This window comes from Methylobacterium guangdongense, from assembly GCF_038442355.1.
Lineage (GTDB): Bacteria > Pseudomonadota > Alphaproteobacteria > Rhizobiales > Beijerinckiaceae > Methylobacterium > Methylobacterium guangdongense.
On sequence record NZ_JBBXMX010000027.1, the window covers coordinates 12801 to 28714 of the forward strand.

Sequence of the window (15914 nt, forward strand, 5' to 3'; positions counted from 1 at the left end):
AAGACTATGCAGGAAACTCGACGACCTTCCAGTAGTGCTCCAGCAACGCCACCGCTTCCATGAAGGTGTTGGCCGGATCGCGCTTGACGATGTAGCCGGCCACGTTGTGCCCGTAGGCGCGCATCCGGTCCTCGTCCGCCTTCGATGTAGTGATCATGAACACCACCGCCGAGCGCAGGTCCTCGTCGGCGCGCACCGCCTCCAGGAACTCGATGCCGTTCATGCGCGGCATGTTCAGGTCGAGCAGGATCAGGTGCGGCTTCGGCAGCCGCTCACGTCCGTTCTCGCCACGCAGGATCTCAAGCGCCTCGATGCCGTCGCGGGCGACCGTGATCGGGTTGCCGATCTTGCTTTTCTTGAAGGCGCGCTTGAGCCCCTGGACGTCGACCTCGTCGTCGTCGACCAGCAGGATGTTAACCGTCGAGCCCATCCGCCTGTCCCTTCCGGCCGTCGCGCGGCCACGTGAAATGCACCGCCAGCCCGCGCCCGTCCGGCCCATCGGCGAGCCAGACCTTTCCGCCCTGACGGTCGACCAGCTTGCGCACGATGGCGAGCCCCATGCCGCTGCCCTCGACCTCGTCGCGGGGCTTGAGCGTCTGGAACATGCCGAACACGCGCTCGCGGAACTGTTCGGGAATGCCGGGGCCGTCGTCTGTCACGACGAACTCGACCGCGTCCCCTGCCGACCTCGCCTCGGCCCGGATGTGTCCCTCGGCCGGTCGGTCGTGGTGCTTGATGGCGTTGCCGATCAGGTTCTGCAAGGCCTGGGTCAACGGGGCCCGTGCCGCCTGTAACGTCGGCATGGAAGCATCCGCCGTTATGGCGAAGCCCTCTGGCGGGCTGACCAGCACGGCGAGTTCCTCGACGAGGGCCTTCGTGTCCACCGTGTCCATCGTCGCGTCGGCCCGCCCCGCCCGCGAGTAGGCGAGGAGGTCGTCAAGTAGGCTGTCGAGCCGCCGAACCCTACTCTTCAGGAGCTCCATGTTGGTCCGGACGTCGCCGGTCAGGGAGTCTTCCAAGTCCTCCTCGATCCACCCGACGAGGTTCTCGATGCCGCGCAGCGGCGCCTTCAGGTCGTGGGAGGCGACATAGGCGAACTGCTCCAGTTCCTCGTTCGAGCGGCGCAGGTCGATGGCGTGGCGCGCGAGCCGGCGCTCCATCCCCTTGCGCTCGGTGATGTCGGTGTTGGTCCCGAACCAGCGCAGGATGCGTCCGTCCGGCCCGCGATGGGGTTGGGCCAGCGACAGGAACCAGCGGTACTCGCCGTCGGCGCCGCGGAGCGGGAATGTGTCCTTCCACGGCTCGCCCGTTCGGAACGCCTCGCCGATGCGGTCCACCACGCGCTCGACGTGGTCGGGGTGGTGGACGTCGCGCCAACCCCAACCCCTCATCTGCTCGATGGTGGTTCCGGTGTAGTCGTACCAGCGACGGTTGTACCAGATGATGTCGCCGCTCGGCTCGGCGACCCAAGCCATCTGCGGCAGTGTGTCCGCGAGGGCGCGGAAGTCGTCCGTGGTCAGGTTCGCGGCACGCTCCACGCGCGGGTCTCCTTGGCGATGGGCTCGGAATGTGGCCGAACTCGAATATCCCTTGTCGGCATGCCCGTCACCGCACCCTGCAAGGGCCGCATCGCGGGACCGGTACGCCGGGAACCGGCATACCGTGGGCAGATTGGCTTCCCGAGCCGGGGTTGCAACCGATTGGGAGGAACGCGATGTCGACGGATACCGAGAAGCACAGGGCGCTGCTGGGCGCCCTCAGGGATGCGCAGGGCAAGGGGGATGGCTCCTTCGAGCGGGCCGTGACGGCGGCCTTCGAGCACCTCTTCGAACACCTGGGACGCCTGAACGACCACGTCTCCCTGAGCGGTCCCGACGGTGGCGACCCGCATCTCAAGCCCGGCGAATCCCCCACCTTGCGATAGGGGCCGGGACCGACGGAAGCCGCGAGACGAAAGGGACCGCATGATCACACTGTATACTTGGTCGACCCCGAACGGCCGCAAGATCCCGATTATGCTGGAGGAGTGCGGCCTGCCCTACACGGTGGTGCCGGTGAACATCGGCAAGGACGAGCAGTTCACGCCCGACTTCCTGAAGGTCTCCCCCAACAACAAGATCCCGGCCATCGTCGACGACGAGGCCGAGGGCGGGCCCCTTTCGGTGTTCGAGAGCGGGGCGATCCTCACCTACCTCGCCGAGAAGACGGGTCGATTCCTCGCCCCGTCCGGCCCCACCCGATACAAGGCCTTGGAGTGGCTGCACTGGCAAATGGGCGGCCTCGGTCCGATGCTGGGCCAGCTCGGCTTCTTCGCGGTTCGTTCCGACGAGAAGGCGCCCTTGGCCATCAAGCGGTTCACTGACGAGGCCGACCGCCTGCTGCACGTCATGGACAGGCGTCTCGGCGAGGGGCCCTACCTCGCAGGGGCGGACTATTCCATCGCCGACATCGCCTGCTACGCCTGGACGCTGGCAGCCACGACCTTCCTGAAGGGGCCGCTTGAGGAAACCCTGGTCGGCGTCCCGAATGTGCACGCGTGGCTGGAGCGGGTCGGTGGGCGGCCGGCGGTGAAGCGCGGCATGGAGGTCCCGAAGATCTGAGGTGGAGAAGCCCGGCGGCCCGGAAGCAAGGGCAGCAACCGCTCCATGGCGGCACCGCGTGCCGTCCGTCGCGTGGGCGCGGCCATTGGGGATATCACGATGAGCGCCGGGCCCAAACATGACGAACTGCCGGCGGCGGACGAGGGGGGCGGCCTGCCGACGCCGCCCAGCCCGGGGCGGTTGCCGCCGCCCCACCTGCCGCCGCCTCCGAACAGGCGCGACCCGTTATCCGATGTGGGAGGGACGGACGAGCCGGCAATGGGAGGCGCTCGCCGAGACGGCGCGTGAGGGGCCGCGGAGGGGACAGCGCAGCGTCCGACCAGTTGCCTCCTCACCCTGTCGTTCGTGCGCTCCGCCGCGGGCGGCGGGTCGTTCGGGAACCCCCGGCCATCTCAGGAGCTGGTCCCGTCCAAAGAAACGGGAGACCCACATGCGCCTTGCCCTCGCCGCCCTCGCCCTGTCGGCCATGTCCATCGCCGCCCGTGCCGAGGCGCCGGCGGACGCCGTCGCCATCGGCCCCTGGAAAGTCGATGCCGTCTCGAACGGCCAGAAGTTCGACCGGTGCACGATGACCCGGACGACGGACGACGGGGTTGAGGTTAGGTTCACCCGCGACGCGGAGGGGCTCGACCTGACGATGAGTTCGCCGAAGTGGAAGCTCGGACGCGGGAAGAGTTACCCGGTCGAGCTGGCCGCCGGGTCCTCGACGCTGCAAGCGGACGTCGCTGCCTCGGGCAACGCAGTGTCGCTGCCGGTGAAGGATGAGAAGTTCCTCCGGTCGCTCAAGCTCGCGGACGGCCTCGACGTGAAGGGCGAGGGCGCGACCATCAAGGTGGCGCTGGACAAGAGCGCGGCCGCCCTGGACCGGCTGGAGGCGTGTTACGCTAAGAACGGCTCGGCCACCGAAAGGAACCCCTTCGTGGCGCCAAGCGGCAAGCCGTAGGGGCGACAGCCCGTGTGCGGACGGTTGAACCGAACGTCTCGGGCACCTCGCGCGACGCCGCCTTCAGGTTCGATCCACCGAAAACCCATGGCTATCGACGGGCCGAGACCACACCGTAACCTCGCTTGCCCGAAGGACAAGTTGCGACGAAGGGCTAGGTCCTGCCTCCCCTACTTCTCCACTTGGTGCCTGGACCCAGAGCTTGTGCCGGGACGTCCTCGGACCGAGGTGCCTCAGCGAACCTGATCGGCGCGAAACAGGCTGCCGCCAGCCTGCATGTCCTGGCATCGGCATGGCGACGGTAAGTTCCTGCCGCCTTCGCGCGGGGTCATCTCACCGGTCACCAGGCGGACGAGCAGGTGCTCCATCGGCTCGGCCTGATAGGGCTTCTGCAGGACAGGGACGTCCTGGTAGGTTCGATCCAGTCCCTTCCGGCCGTAGCCGGTCGCGAACAGGAACGGAGTGCCCCGCTCGTGGAGCAGATCGGCGACCGGGTAGCTCCGCGCGTCGCCCAGGTTCACATCCAGCACGGCGAGGTCGAAGGTCTCGGACCGGACCAGCCCGAGCGCCTTGTCGAGCCGCATGGCGACGGTAACCTCGCAGCCGAGGTCGAGCAGCATGTCCTCCGCGAGCATGGCGACGAGGCTCTCGTCCTCGACCAGCAGGACCCGGCGTCCGACCAGCGACGTCATGGTTCACGCCGCTCTTCGACGGCTTCCTGGCCGACCCATCCAAGGGTAGTCAGCGGGATCTCAAGCCGGCAGGTGACGCCGCCTGGGGCGTAGGTGATCACGGTACTGCCGTCGAACTCCATGGGCAGTTGCCGCTCGATCAGGCGGGAGCCGAAGCCTTTGCGAGTCGGCGGCGTGACCGGCGGGCCGCCGCGCTCCTCCCACAACAGGTCGAGCTGCTGGCGCCCCTTGTCGAGGACACGCAGGGACCACGTCACCGCGACTTGGCCTTCCGGGACCGAAAGGGCGCCGTACTTGGCGGCGTTGGTCATCAGCTCGTGCAGCGCCATCGCCAACGTCACGGCCACCTTGGGATGCAAACGGGTGTCCGGCCCTTGTAGCTGGAAACGGTTAATGTCGACCTCCGACAGAAGGTGGGGGGCGAGCGCCCGCTCGATCACCTGCAGGAGGCTTCCGCCCTCCCAGTTGTCCTCGACCAGCACGTTGTGGGCGTTCGAGAGCGCGGCCATGCGGGCGTCGAACACGGCGCGCACGGCCTGGTCCGTTTGCCCGCGGAAGGTCTGCGCGGCGATGGACTGCACCGTCGCCAGGGTGTTCTTCACCCGGTGGTTGAGTTCGTTGATCAGCAGGCGCTGGCGCTCGGCCGCCGCCTTCTCCTCGCTGATGTCGCGGACCTCGATGATCGTGCCGATGATGTTAGTCGCGTCGTCGCGGATCGGGCTGGCGGTGAACCCAACCGGGAAGAAATGCCCGTCCCGGTGGATGAACACCTCCTCGCCGCGCTCTTGGTTGTTCTCGGGGAAGGCGCGGTCGATGGCGCATTCTTCCAGGGGGAACGGCCGTCCGTCCGGGTAGGTGTGGTGCACGATGTCGTGCAGCGGGCAGTCGCGGGCCAGGACCTCGGGGAGCGTCCAGCCGGTCAGCGCCTCGGCGGCCCGGTTCATGTAGATGCAGTGCTGGCGGTCATCCATCAAGAAGATGGAGACCGAGGCGTTGTTCAGGACGGCGTTGAGACGACGCTCTGTCTCGAAAAGCTGCCCGCTCCCGCGCCGCAGGCTGGCCAACGGCGTGTTGGCGGCGGCCTTCGACTGCAGCGGCTGCCGCGAGTTCGGCACGGGCACGACCTTTCGCGCGGATCGGGCCGGCACCCTGCGTGCGAGCCTGGGGAAGTTGCGGGGCCGGGCACGCCAGCGGATGTAGCGGTCGCTTGCGCACGACACGGCGGGTCCAATGCACCTTATCGACCGGGAGTTCCACCCCTGGGCGAGGAGGACCTAGCTCTCCGGGCGGTCGGCCTTTAAGGTTTCGTCCGAGTTCAGGTCGGGGATAGCCCCCGTGCCCGTGGCAGGGATCGTTCCCCCGGGCTGGCCGATGTCCAATCAGCCGCGCTCAAGCGGTACCCTGACGTTGATGCACAGCCCGTCTGTCTAGCCCGGCGATGTCGACCTTGGCCGCGACCTGAGCCGTCAGGATCTTGTTGAGGAGCCGCGTGCCGAACCCCTCGCGCGTCGGCAGCGACGGCGGCGGCTGTCATGCTCGTTCCACGTCCATGCCAGCCAGGGGCCCGCGTCGTCGTCCCTCTGTCCCATGGTGTTGACCAGGACGCGTGTCTGCTTGAGCAAGCCCGTATGCATTCCCTGGACGACCGGGTTGGGTCGATGGAAGTCCGTATGCTTTTCCCGCGGGCCCTCTCTGAAACGGTCATTCAGCTTACGGCCAAACCCTGCCGTAAATCCCTGAGATCGCTCTGCTTGAAAGAGGCCGCGTAGCTACCGCTCGCGCCTCTTTTGCAGGCGGCCGCCTTAAAGCAGTTCTATTTGCGTGTGGCCCGGGCCGAAATCATTGAAAATTCATCTTACTTAGTGTTCTCTTTGGTGCTTGATTGTTCAGGACAAAGTGACGCGAGTTTGACAGTATTGGCGAGCATGGCGGCACAGGCGGCGACTTCCTGTCCCATCTCGTTCGTAAGACGAGTTTCGCGACGAACTCTACCGCTTGTTTTTTAGGTCGTAGGCCGCATCCATTATCAACGTCATCGCACCCGTATACGGCGAGTCGCTATGCGGGATGAGGTCGTATCGCTCGGCGATCTCCCAAGCCCAGTCGGGTATGTCGTCGATTTTGAGAAGAATTTGCTTGTCCATCAGCGTGGCTCCGTAGCGCACGACGCCCTTCGCCGTGCCGGCACCTTTACGCGACGGAGATGGGAGAGGGTGGGATGCACGTGGACCGCGCGAGTTGCAGTGCTGGAGCCGAAGGGCAGGAGCTCAGCGACTCGGAATTGCTCATGTCCGCCGCACGCCGTCCTGCAGACCGGTCCCACACCCAAGACCCTCGCAGGCACTGCACCCTTGCCGAGGCAGGCTTAAGCGCGAGCAAAGTGGGAAGAAGCGGCGGCAGGGGAGGCGGCGATGGAACTGGACCTCGGCGGCAAGGTCGTTCTCATCACCGGCGGCTCGAAGGAGATCGGGCTGGCCTGCGCCCGCGCCTTCCTTCGTGAGGGCGCGAAAGTCGGGATCGTCTCGCGCTCACAGGCCAACCTCGACCGAGCGCGCGAGCTGCTTGGCAACGTCGCGGGGTACGCCGCCGACCTCAGCGATCCGGCCGCGGCGCTTGCCACCCTCGACGTGCTGGAGGGCGAACTTGGCCCGGTCGATGTGCTCGTCAACAGTGCCGGTGCGACACGCCGCACCCCGCCTGACGACCTGCCCCCCGAACACTGGCGTGCCGCCTTCGACGCGAAGCTCTTCACCTACGCCAACATGTTCGATCCAACTGTGAAGCGAATGGCGCGCCGCGGCAGCGGCGTGATCGTCAACGTGATTGGCAACGGAGGCAAGATGGCGGCACCCACGCATCTCGTGGGCGGAGCAGCAAACGCGGCCCTGATGCTGGCCACGGCCGGTCTGGCGCAGGCCTACGCCGGGCGCGGCGTGCGCGTTGTCGTGGTCAATCCCGGGCTGACGCGCACCGACCGGGTCGCGGAGGGCATGCAGGCCGAGGCGGCACTGACTGGTGTCGGCATCGCCGAGGCGCAGGCTCAGGCCGAAGCCGGCATCCCGCTCGGGCGCATGGCCGAGCCCGAGGAAGTGGCGGCGATGGTGCCGTTCCTGGCCTCGGCGCGGGCCAGCTACGTGACCGGCGTAACGGTGACGATGGACGGGGCGAAGGTCGCGACCGTGGTCTGAGCGCGGGTGCGGGCTAATGCGCCGCCAGGAACTCCAGCACCGCTGCGTTGAACGGCTCAGGGTTCTCGCGGTTCATGGCGTGGGCGGCGTTCGGGATGACGATGGGTGCCGGAATGGCGGCGTTGCAGCGGTGGGCCGCGGCGAAGGCCTCGGCATAGCGCTTCGGGCTGCGCTCGCCGGTGAGCGTTAGAACCGGGAAGTCGAACTTCGCGATGTCGGCGCAGGTGATGTTGCCGCGCTCGCCGCTATCAACCCCAGTGCCCATGTTGTCGAGCAGGATCTGCTGCTGGGCCGGCGAGCGCTTGGCCCACGTCCCGGGTCCGCCAAGCCCATCCGTGAATTCCTGGGCCGCCTTCTCGACGTTGCCGTCGGCCAAATTGCGACGCAGCCCACCGACCAACTCCTTCGTCTCGGAGGCCATCTTCCTGCTTTCAGGCGTGTCGGGCAGCAAGCCCTCCATGCCGCTCGCATCCTCCAAAACCAGAGACCTAATCAGTTCGGGGTGCGATTTGGCGACCATCAACACGACGGCGCCCCCACGTGAGTGTCCGAGCAGGTGCACCTTGCCCAACCCGAGCTGTTTGATCAGGGCCGCGACATCTTCGGCATGCTGGCTGACTGAAAAATCGTCGCCTTTGCCTTCCCACTTCTCGGGGTAGTAATGGCGTAGGCTCATCGTGATGACGCGGTACTTCTTGGCGAATTCCGGCACCTGCGCGTACCAGATCCGGTAGTCATTCAGCGAGCCGTGCACGAGGACGAGGGGCTCGCCGGCACCGGTCTCTAGGTAGGTGAGCGGGTATCCATTCACCTCGACCCGCTGGGCGCCCTCCGGCTTCGACCAATCTGCCTGAGCCTGAATCGCCCAGAGCATACCAAGCGCAAGCGACACAGCCGACAGAACCTTCACCGTCACCTCCCTGATGACCTTCTGCCGGAAGTCTGGCGGGCTGGGCCGGGCTTGTCACCGAGCCGACGCGGTCCTTGCGGAACAATAGAAGGGGGCTGACAGCTGCCATCCCGCAACGGAAGCCTGCAAGCTCGGCGGCCATCCTGCTCTGCACAGTTCGCCGTCGGCCAAGCCGATGAGCCGTTGCCGCATGCTCGCACCGCCTGTTGACGGCGACGCAGCCGAAGGAGGAAAGTTCACACCAACTATAAGCCGCGCGACGCGGATAGGGAGGAAGAGCATGCCGACGACGCGTCGTGAACTGCTCGGTGCCGGCCGCTTCCCTTGCGCTCGGGACGCTCCCAAACGGCGCTGGCGCGCAAACCGCGCAGCCTGGGTCGGCCGCCTCGCCCGAGTGGGATCCCGGGTCGGTCGCCCACCTCCTGCCGACCAGCAGTCACGACCGCATCCTCATCAAGGCGTCGTTCCGCCAGCCCCTTGACGGCGTCCCCGCGCTGCTGATCGACCAGCAACGCTTCCCCGGTCAGCGCACCGACACCCGCGGTGGCTTCTGGCAGTTCCAGGCTGGCGATCTGAAGCCCGGTACCCAATACCGCCTCGCCTTGGTCGGGGGCGACGGCAAGGCGCTGTGCGAGCCGTGGAGCCTCGCCACGATGCCAGCTCCTGACGACCGACCCGAAAAGTTGCGCCTGCTCATCTACTCTTGCGCGGGCGGTCACGACCTGTTCGCGCGAGCTAGCACCGGCTTCGAGTTCCTGCCCATCGCGGTGCGCCAGCGCCTGCTGCGCCGTGGCCTGTCGTTCGCTCCCGACGCGCTGATCGCCAACGGCGACCATGTCTACTGGGACCTGCTCGCGCCGCGCGCTGCGCCCAAGCTCGAGGTAACCCGGCCGCGCTCGCCTACGCTCGCTTCGACCGCTCGGCGCCACTGCTCGGCGGCGCCAACGAAGCGGCGCTGCTGCGGGCGGCGGGTGAGCAGATCGCGCCGCTCTACAGCACCCTGTGTCGCTCGACGCCGGTCTTCTCCCTCAGGACGACCACGACCACTTCGATAACGACGAAGCGACCGACGCCGCCGTCACCTTCCCGCCCGACTCCTTCATGCTGGAGGCTGCACGGGCAACGCAGCGCCTGTGGTACCCGGAGTTCCTGCCCGACCCGAACCGGCCAGCCGGGCTGCCCGGCGCCGACCGCCCCGACCGCGAGGCTGCACGCCCCTCAGGCCTCTCGGAGAGCTTTGGGACGCTGCGCTACGGGCGGCTCGCCGAGGTGCTGCTCTACGATGTGCGCCGTACCCTGACGCTAGCCGGCCCCACCGCGGTCTTCGTCGCACCCGAGGTCGAGGGCTGGCTGAAAGCCCGCGCCGCGGCGCGCGAGGTCGCGCACGTCGTCAGCGTGCCCTCAAATCCGCCGGGCTGGAGCGCGGGCAAGTGGGGCGAGTGGTACCCCGATCTGCTCGGACCGGACGGCAAGCTGTCAGTGGCCAAACCGAAGCCCTACTGGCAGTCAGGCTGGCTTGCCCAGCACGACCGGTTGATGCAGTCGCTTGCCGAGATGCCTGAACGGATTCCGCTGGTGGTGAGCGGCGACCTGCATGACATCGCTGAGGGTTACATGCGACGCAGCGGGCGGCTCGACTTCTCGGCGAAACCAGTGGTGACAGTGCTGCCCGGTCCGCTCGGTACGAGCACCGGCGGCTGGCCTTCGGAGTTCCGCGGGGTGGGGGCGCTGCCGCCGAACCACCTGGACATGGAAGAGACCCTGAAGCCACTCGAGGAGAACGGCTTCCTGATCATGGACTTCACGCCCGCGGCGGTGACCCTGCGCTACTTCCGCTGGAACCAAAAAAAGGATCCGGTTGAGGCCATCGACACGCTCGAACCGTTTCGCACAACCGAACTGCGCCGCGCCTGACCCGGATCATCAACGAGCCCGCATTGTGCCAACGAGATCGTTCGAGCTGATCTCGTCGCCCACGGTGACCCCGGGCACAGGCAGAGCCCGGGGCATCTTCTTCAGCCAATCATTCCGTGCTTCGTGAGCGCACGCGAGACCCACACGAGGGCCTGTTCCTTGTTATGAAGCGTCCCTTGCGCCACTAAACCTTCGATGGCGTAGGCGAGCACCGCCTCGAACGCTGCTGAGGGTGGTATCGGTAGTTGCGGGATGACAACGTCCAAAGCAGTTTCGAGTTGGTTCTGCGACACGCGCAGTTTTGTGCGACGCCTGCGTGCTTGCTCAAGTCGGGTCATAGCTTCTCTCCGCTGACGGCGGGGTGCCATCACGGAGCCTTTACGTAACGAAGCGCAATTTCCGCGGGACCAGTTTGAATTATTACAACATTTTCAACGGTTGGCCGCCCGAGGCGACGCCGGACGGCTTATGCCTGCCAATGCTCATGCCGCTCGAAGGGCCAGTCGGCGGGGCCTCGCTAACGGGGCTAATCGGCCCTGCCAGCGCCTTTAGCACAGCCTTGCCCCCACCCAACCACCAGTTAAGGCTGGAAGGGGCTCAGCGCCCTCGCCTGAGGCTTGAAGCGGCTTTCGGTGCATCAGGCAGGCTGACGGTTCGAATGCGACAGCCTGAGATCACCAAAATGGTTCGTCAAGACGGCATCTCATTCAGCTCGAAGCCAAGGCCAAGACCCTCACATTGGCTAACGCCGCGACCCCAACCGATGCGGGATGAGTTTGCGAGCGGCCGCTGATCTGTGAGCGTGGCGAAGGGCCTCCTGCGAGGCACGGCGCGCCGCCTCTCGGTGATCCTGTTCACGACGAGGGCCCAAGGCTTCGACACGGATGGCGTCGAGCACCTTGCGGCCAGCTCCGCCAGCGAAAGCAAGGCGGTCGAGCGTCCGGCCGGCGAACACGCGGCACATGCGAGCCATGTCACCCGGCCGCATCGGGCGCTTGCCCTGGCTGAAACGACCGGTGCCGACGATGGTGATCACGCCAGTATCATCATCCATCGACACACGTCGCCTTTGCCACACCCGATATTCGGAGATCTGACCTTTATGCATGTAGAAGGCGCGCTCGCACGCCTCTGCATAGGTCACAGGCCGGTAGTGGGCGACAGTGACGCCGGGTACGAGGGTGCGATAGCGCGTGTTCGCCTTCGTGCAGATCTCGGCGATGACCTCCTCAGAAACGCCCCAGACATGCAAATGGCAGTGCCATGAGACGGTACGCTTGTAACCGGCAGCAACGACATCGAGATTGGTGAAGAGGGCGGCCTCGACCATCCCAACGTAGTTACAGCCCCGCAACAGCCGGTGAGCCCAACGATGCAGCCGCTTGATCTGGAATGCGCCGGCCTCGTCCTCGCGCACGGCGTGTTCTCGATTGATGAGAGTAACCCAAAAAACGGGCGCATTCGCTGGTAGATCGCCGATGGCATCGCCGAGGTGCCGAGCGGCAATCTCGACGTAGCGCAGGCGCGCATCGCGATTGTTGGCGAACAGGTAGAGTGCGGCGGCTGGCTCAAGTTCGGTCGCGACATCTCTTTCGAGCCGCACTGACCCCCGACGAGCACGGTGCAGGTACGTCTGCAATCGCTCATCACCTTCGCAGATAGCAGCCTCCACTGCCTCGTGGCTGATGAGGGGGGTGCGTGTACCTGCTCGTGCCCTGGTGCAAGTTTGAGGTGTGCAGGGTGGCTTTGGGCCTGTAGGTGGCGTCTGGGTGGGGGTTAACGCCTGCGAACGGCTGAAAGTCGGCATGGTTGGGGTCTTTCGAGCTGGGAAGTGTATTACAAAAGCGCGAAGCTCACCTAACTACTCGGATGAGCTTCAGCGTTTACTCGGCAGATTTTGAGGCGACCGAAAGGTTGTGTTTGCTACGACATTTCACCTACGTCGCCCGTGCTCGTTCTGAGGCGGGCCTGTTCCCACGCGATCACGTCAGACAAACGGTAGCGGACACTCCTGCCAAGCTTGAGGTAGGGAATACCGTCGCCGGCCACGCGCTGATTCCGCAACGTTTTGACCGAACGGCGTTGGCGCTTCGCAACAGCATGTTCGTCAAGCAGGTCGTCACTGTGGCTCGTGACTTCGCTTTTCGGGATCATGGTAAAACTCTCCGTCACATGACGGCGATTCTTTACGCAAGCAGAACTTATTGCCGGAGCGATTGTCACATAATCTAAAAATTATTGGGTCCACCTCACAATAGTATCGTCCATCGCGCCGCCGCCGGCTCGTGCGCCTACTATAGTCATTCATGAAGCTGTAAGAACTCTAGATCTCGGCGAAATTCGTCGCTGCCTATGCAGCATCGGTCTAGGCAACCCTCCAACCTCGCCAATCAGCAACCCAATCGTTCTGGATAAGCCTTGCGCTGCGGCGTGTGTGCACGCAAAGGTCGGGACCGGCTGCTGGTCGGTGCAATCGCCGCCACATTCCTGGCAGCCTTGCTAGCCCAGCCCCGAGTGAAGCGGCTCCTCTCCAGCGACCGCTTAACCGTCGATGGCACGCTGATCGTGGACACCTGCTTGACGTCCGGGGACGGCCACGCCGAACGCATTGCCGCCTTGGCGATGATCGAGCCGGGGGCGGACCGACCCAGGGCGATCTCGGTGGCCGCCAACAAGGCCTATGACGCGGAAGACTTTGTCAACGAGCTTAGGTCGATGAATGTCCGCGCGCACGTGGCCCAGAGCACCAGCGGCCGCCGCTCGTCCATCGATAGGCGAACCATCCGCCATGCCGGCTACGGCATGAGCCAGAAGGTCCGCATGCGCATTTAGGAGGGCGTTGGATGGATTAAGGCGGTAGATGGCCAGCGAAAAAACCAATTCAAAGGTCGCGAAGGGGTCGGATGGGCCTTCGCCTTCACCGCGGCAGCCTCCACTTGATCCGCCTGCCCAAGCTGCTCGGAGCTTTGGCGTGAGCGTACTGGGCAAGTGGCGGATCGTCGAGCTGCTCGGTTATGCGGACGACTATGCCGACATGGTCTGGCCAGCCTACATCCTCTCCGCGGCCACCGGTGGCGAGTTCGCCTTCGGATACGGCACTGGGAGCTTCGCTGGTAGAAGCGATCACGCCGCTGTTGAATGCGACTGAAACGGGAACCACGAGATGGGCGAGGCCTGCGGCTCCGGTTGGGCCGAACCTCGGGCTCACCGCTCGCTTCGTGGTAGTATCGGCTTCCATGCCGGTGACGAAATCCCTTTCATCGCTCGCCGCCGACCGACTTCTTCAACTGGCTGCCGGGTCCACTTTTCCATCGCTGACATGAAGAGGTAGGTGCGGCGGGACCTCATCACCGCCGAGCTGGCGTAGCAGCAGGTCCGTAACATCCATCGTCACGCGGCGATGTCCCACAAGGCATTGGCCTCGCACGTTTCGTCTGTTAAACAGACGGATCTGCCAGCAGACTTACCCGATGTGATATCATGCCTCCCACTCGCCGCGCGCCCGTCCCTCACCGCAGTCGATTCGCTCGAGTAGGCGCATCAGAGGCTATAAGGAAACGCAAGCCTCATTCCCCAGCATCTATCGAAGTTGCCGCAAGTGGACCACCTGTCACCAGCGCAATTATCAATGGCGCTGAAAACCATCTATTTTCTTTGCCAGGAACACCTAAATTTATTGGGGATCATAAAGAGGAACAAATAGATTGGTTAGCTCGACTTGTGGTCAGTTTTAACAAACAAAATCGGAAACAACATTTAGAAACGATAGTAAATGCTTATGCAACTTACGCTGCCTCTGTCTACAATCAGACATTACAAGCAGCAATCGCTGAGGCGGCACATCGACTAGGCGTCAAAGTTACGGCACGCAAGTCGATTTTGCGACTTATTATTGAGCTACATATCGCTTACGGCGATGAAGAAGACAAGACGAGCAAGCGTCAGGCTGAAAAGAATTACAGCCGAGATGTTACTGCGATTTCAAATCTAATTAAGCGGGGCATCCCGCCGGATGAAGTGCTAGAGCTGAGTAAAAATAAAGGTGAAGGTTTAAATGAATGGGTCCGCTGGCGAGCAACTGAAAATGAAGCTGTAGAGAAGCTCGCTGGTGCTGACGCAGGTCCACTGCCGGTGCTTACGCAATCTGTTGGAGATAAACATCCTATCGAAGATCGTCGTAATATACAGGAGCAAAACACCAGTAAAAATGAACTGAAACCTAGTCGACTGGCGGATGGATTTAAGCATTGTACAAATATTTTGACATGGACTTGCCTTCGTAATGGAAAAGAGGTTACGATGACTAGTATAACGCTTGAACCGAAGATGATTTCCAAAATTCTCGAATTTTTTGATAGGTTGGAAGATGACCCAAGCAACATTTAACTCAAGACCAAAGTGAAAAATCAGGATTGTGACTTACAAAATAAAGCGATTAAACGCCTCAGATCATGGTCTAAGTCGGATCTTTTGGCTCGGCTGGGGGACCTGACATTAACGCCAATATTTTTTGCCCGATGACCTCGTTAGCCACCTTCAGGGGATCGGCTGCGAGATGAGCGTAACGCGCCGTCGTCGCAGCCTGAGTATGGCCGAGAAGGGCACCGATCATCGGCAGGCCGAGGCCGGCACCGGCGCCAATCGACGCGAACGAGTGCCGAAGGTCATGAAGGCGGACATCGTCGAGACCAGCCTGAGCCCGCACATACCGCCATGGCTTCTCCAGATTTACTAGGTGCCTGCCCGGCCGCTGACCGACCACGACGAAGGGATTGTCGACCACACGCGGAAGCGCGGCCAAGATCGCCAGCGCCGGGTCGCTTAGATGGATCTCTTTTGCCCCAGTCTTGCTGTCCGGCAGGCTAAGACAGGCTCGTTCTTGATCAACCCACGCCCACCTAAGGGCCAGAATCTCACTTAACCGCGCGCCGGTGAGCAGCAGCAGCCGGATCGCCGCCACCGGGTAGAGCGATACGCCCCCTTCACACTCACACTGATCGAGCACCGCGCCGAGGCGCTGAATCTCGGCCGCAGAAAGGTAGCGGCGGCGCTTCTTCTCGCCGAAACGCTCTACCCCTGTGCACGGGTTACGCTCGCCCCGCCGGCCCGACCACGCGAACATCTTCGAGAGCAAGGCGAGCAGCCGGTTCGCCTGATAGGGTGTAGCCCGGTACTCGAAATGTAGGCGGCGCACATCTTCATGCGTAACGTCGTTCGCCCGGCGACGCCCCAAGCGCAGCTTGACGATGCGGTTCACAAGCCGCGCATACTCGGCGTAGGTGCTGCCTTTGTTCTTTGCCGCGACATGCTCGCTTAGAAACAGATCGGCTAGTTCGGCTACCGTTGGGGCGCTGCGATCCGTCGCTTTTTTCATGGCTGGATCCTCGCCGGAGGCTACGAGACCGAGTAACCGTTTTGCCTCGCGCCGCGCCTGATCGGCAGTCCACGGTGAGCCGTGTTTGCCGATGGTGAACCACCGCTGCTGACCTTGGAGCCGGTATTTAAGGCCGTAGACCCGGTCGCGACGCTGGCAGCGCACGCCGAACCCTTTAAGCTCAGCGTCCCATAGGGTCTGGCCCGGCAGGATTGCTTCCACTGCTGATTTGGTGATGCGCTTAGCGTCGGACATGGCTGGTAGCTAGGGGCTATACTAGCAACCATCATAGG

General features: G+C 63.9%; 18 protein-coding genes and 1 pseudogene. 9 read left to right on the forward strand and 10 right to left on the reverse strand.

The window, feature by feature from the left end:
* Positions 1-4: 4 nt before the first annotated feature.
* Positions 5-430 carry a response regulator gene (locus AAHG09_RS28125; RefSeq protein WP_043759363.1) on the reverse strand — a complete coding sequence of 142 codons (426 nt, stop codon included), beginning with the start codon at positions 428-430 and terminating at the stop codon, positions 5-7.
* Positions 414-1538: a sensor histidine kinase gene (locus tag AAHG09_RS28130; protein ID WP_342111006.1), complete on the reverse strand. Its 1125-nt coding sequence runs from the start codon at positions 1536-1538 to the stop codon at positions 414-416. Before AAHG09_RS28130 ends, AAHG09_RS28125 begins: the two co-directional genes overlap by 17 nt.
* A gap of 176 nt (positions 1539-1714) precedes the next feature.
* Here AAHG09_RS28130 and AAHG09_RS28135 point away from each other — a divergent pair, with 176 nt between their 5' ends.
* From AAHG09_RS28135 to AAHG09_RS28145, 3 genes are all read left to right on the forward strand, one after another.
* On the forward strand, positions 1715-1924 hold the full coding sequence (locus tag AAHG09_RS28135; protein ID WP_342111008.1) for a hypothetical protein: 210 nt from the start codon (positions 1715-1717) through the stop codon (positions 1922-1924).
* A 40-nt stretch (positions 1925-1964) separates the two neighbouring features.
* Positions 1965-2600 (forward strand): glutathione S-transferase family protein, encoded by a 636-nt coding sequence (locus AAHG09_RS28140; protein ID WP_342111010.1) that lies wholly within the window; start codon positions 1965-1967, stop codon positions 2598-2600.
* Positions 2601-3030: 430 nt separating this feature from the next.
* The gene (locus AAHG09_RS28145) at positions 3031-3543 is read left to right on the forward strand and encodes a hypothetical protein (RefSeq protein ID WP_342111013.1); all 513 of its coding nucleotides are present in this window, start codon (positions 3031-3033) and stop codon (positions 3541-3543) included.
* 233 nt (positions 3544-3776) lie between these two features.
* Here AAHG09_RS28145 and AAHG09_RS28150 read toward each other — a convergent pair whose 3' ends face one another.
* The 3 genes from AAHG09_RS28150 to AAHG09_RS28160 all read right to left on the reverse strand — a co-directional run bounded on the left by AAHG09_RS28150 (position 3777) and on the right by AAHG09_RS28160 (position 6379).
* On the reverse strand, positions 3777-4235 hold the full coding sequence (locus AAHG09_RS28150) for a response regulator (RefSeq protein ID WP_342111015.1): 459 nt from the start codon (positions 4233-4235) through the stop codon (positions 3777-3779).
* Positions 4232-5350 carry a sensor histidine kinase gene (locus AAHG09_RS28155; RefSeq protein ID WP_342111093.1) on the reverse strand — a complete coding sequence of 373 codons (1119 nt, stop codon included), beginning with the start codon at positions 5348-5350 and terminating at the stop codon, positions 4232-4234. The genes AAHG09_RS28150 and AAHG09_RS28155 overlap by 4 nt, the downstream gene beginning before the upstream one ends.
* A gap of 873 nt (positions 5351-6223) precedes the next feature.
* On the reverse strand, positions 6224-6379 hold the full coding sequence (locus AAHG09_RS28160; protein WP_342111017.1) for a hypothetical protein: 156 nt from the start codon (positions 6377-6379) through the stop codon (positions 6224-6226).
* A 267-nt stretch (positions 6380-6646) separates the two neighbouring features.
* Here AAHG09_RS28160 and AAHG09_RS28165 point away from each other — a divergent pair, with 267 nt between their 5' ends.
* Positions 6647-7423 carry an SDR family oxidoreductase gene (locus tag AAHG09_RS28165; RefSeq protein ID WP_342111018.1) on the forward strand — a complete coding sequence of 259 codons (777 nt, stop codon included), beginning with the start codon at positions 6647-6649 and terminating at the stop codon, positions 7421-7423.
* A gap of 13 nt (positions 7424-7436) precedes the next feature.
* Here AAHG09_RS28165 and AAHG09_RS28170 read toward each other — a convergent pair whose 3' ends face one another.
* The gene (locus tag AAHG09_RS28170; RefSeq protein ID WP_342111019.1) at positions 7437-8333 is read right to left on the reverse strand and encodes an alpha/beta fold hydrolase; all 897 of its coding nucleotides are present in this window, start codon (positions 8331-8333) and stop codon (positions 7437-7439) included.
* Positions 8334-8629: 296 nt separating this feature from the next.
* Here AAHG09_RS28170 and AAHG09_RS28175 point away from each other — a divergent pair, with 296 nt between their 5' ends.
* Positions 8630-9388: a hypothetical protein gene (locus tag AAHG09_RS28175; RefSeq protein WP_342111021.1), complete on the forward strand. Its 759-nt coding sequence runs from the start codon at positions 8630-8632 to the stop codon at positions 9386-9388.
* The gene (locus AAHG09_RS28180; protein WP_342111023.1) at positions 9336-10247 is read left to right on the forward strand and encodes a DUF1997 domain-containing protein; all 912 of its coding nucleotides are present in this window, start codon (positions 9336-9338) and stop codon (positions 10245-10247) included. Before AAHG09_RS28175 ends, AAHG09_RS28180 begins: the two co-directional genes overlap by 53 nt.
* A 101-nt stretch (positions 10248-10348) precedes the next feature.
* On the opposite strand, the gene AAHG09_RS28185 is transcribed toward AAHG09_RS28180, so the two are convergent.
* The 3 genes from AAHG09_RS28185 to AAHG09_RS28195 form a co-directional block, all read right to left on the reverse strand.
* A complete protein-coding gene (locus tag AAHG09_RS28185) occupies positions 10349-10585 on the reverse strand; it encodes a hypothetical protein (RefSeq protein ID WP_342111025.1) in 237 nt (78 codons plus the stop codon).
* Positions 10586-10989: 404 nt separating this feature from the next.
* Entirely contained in the window at positions 10990-11886 is an 897-nt protein-coding gene (locus AAHG09_RS28190) for a hypothetical protein (protein WP_342111027.1), read from the reverse strand.
* 284 nt (positions 11887-12170) lie between these two features.
* Positions 12171-12401 (reverse strand): helix-turn-helix transcriptional regulator, encoded by a 231-nt coding sequence (locus AAHG09_RS28195; protein ID WP_342111029.1) that lies wholly within the window; start codon positions 12399-12401, stop codon positions 12171-12173.
* 288 nt (positions 12402-12689) lie between these two features.
* On the opposite strand from AAHG09_RS28195, the pseudogene AAHG09_RS28200 reads away from it, so the two are divergent.
* The 3 genes and pseudogenes from AAHG09_RS28200 to AAHG09_RS28210 form a co-directional block, all read left to right on the forward strand.
* Positions 12690-13222 (forward strand): annotated as a pseudogene (locus AAHG09_RS28200) (transposase); the annotation flags it as partial.
* Complete coding sequence (locus tag AAHG09_RS28205) at positions 13219-13395, forward strand: hypothetical protein (protein WP_342111031.1); 177 nt, start codon at positions 13219-13221, stop codon at positions 13393-13395. The pseudogene AAHG09_RS28200 and the gene AAHG09_RS28205, both read left to right, overlap by 4 nt.
* Before the next feature lie 332 nt (positions 13396-13727).
* Complete coding sequence (locus AAHG09_RS28210) at positions 13728-14633, forward strand: hypothetical protein (protein ID WP_342111032.1); 906 nt, start codon at positions 13728-13730, stop codon at positions 14631-14633.
* 70 nt (positions 14634-14703) lie between these two features.
* Here the strand turns inward: AAHG09_RS28210 and AAHG09_RS28215 are convergent, their stop codons facing one another.
* Positions 14704-15876 carry a site-specific integrase gene (locus AAHG09_RS28215; RefSeq protein ID WP_342111035.1) on the reverse strand — a complete coding sequence of 391 codons (1173 nt, stop codon included), beginning with the start codon at positions 15874-15876 and terminating at the stop codon, positions 14704-14706.
* Positions 15877-15914: the final 38 nt, after the last annotated feature.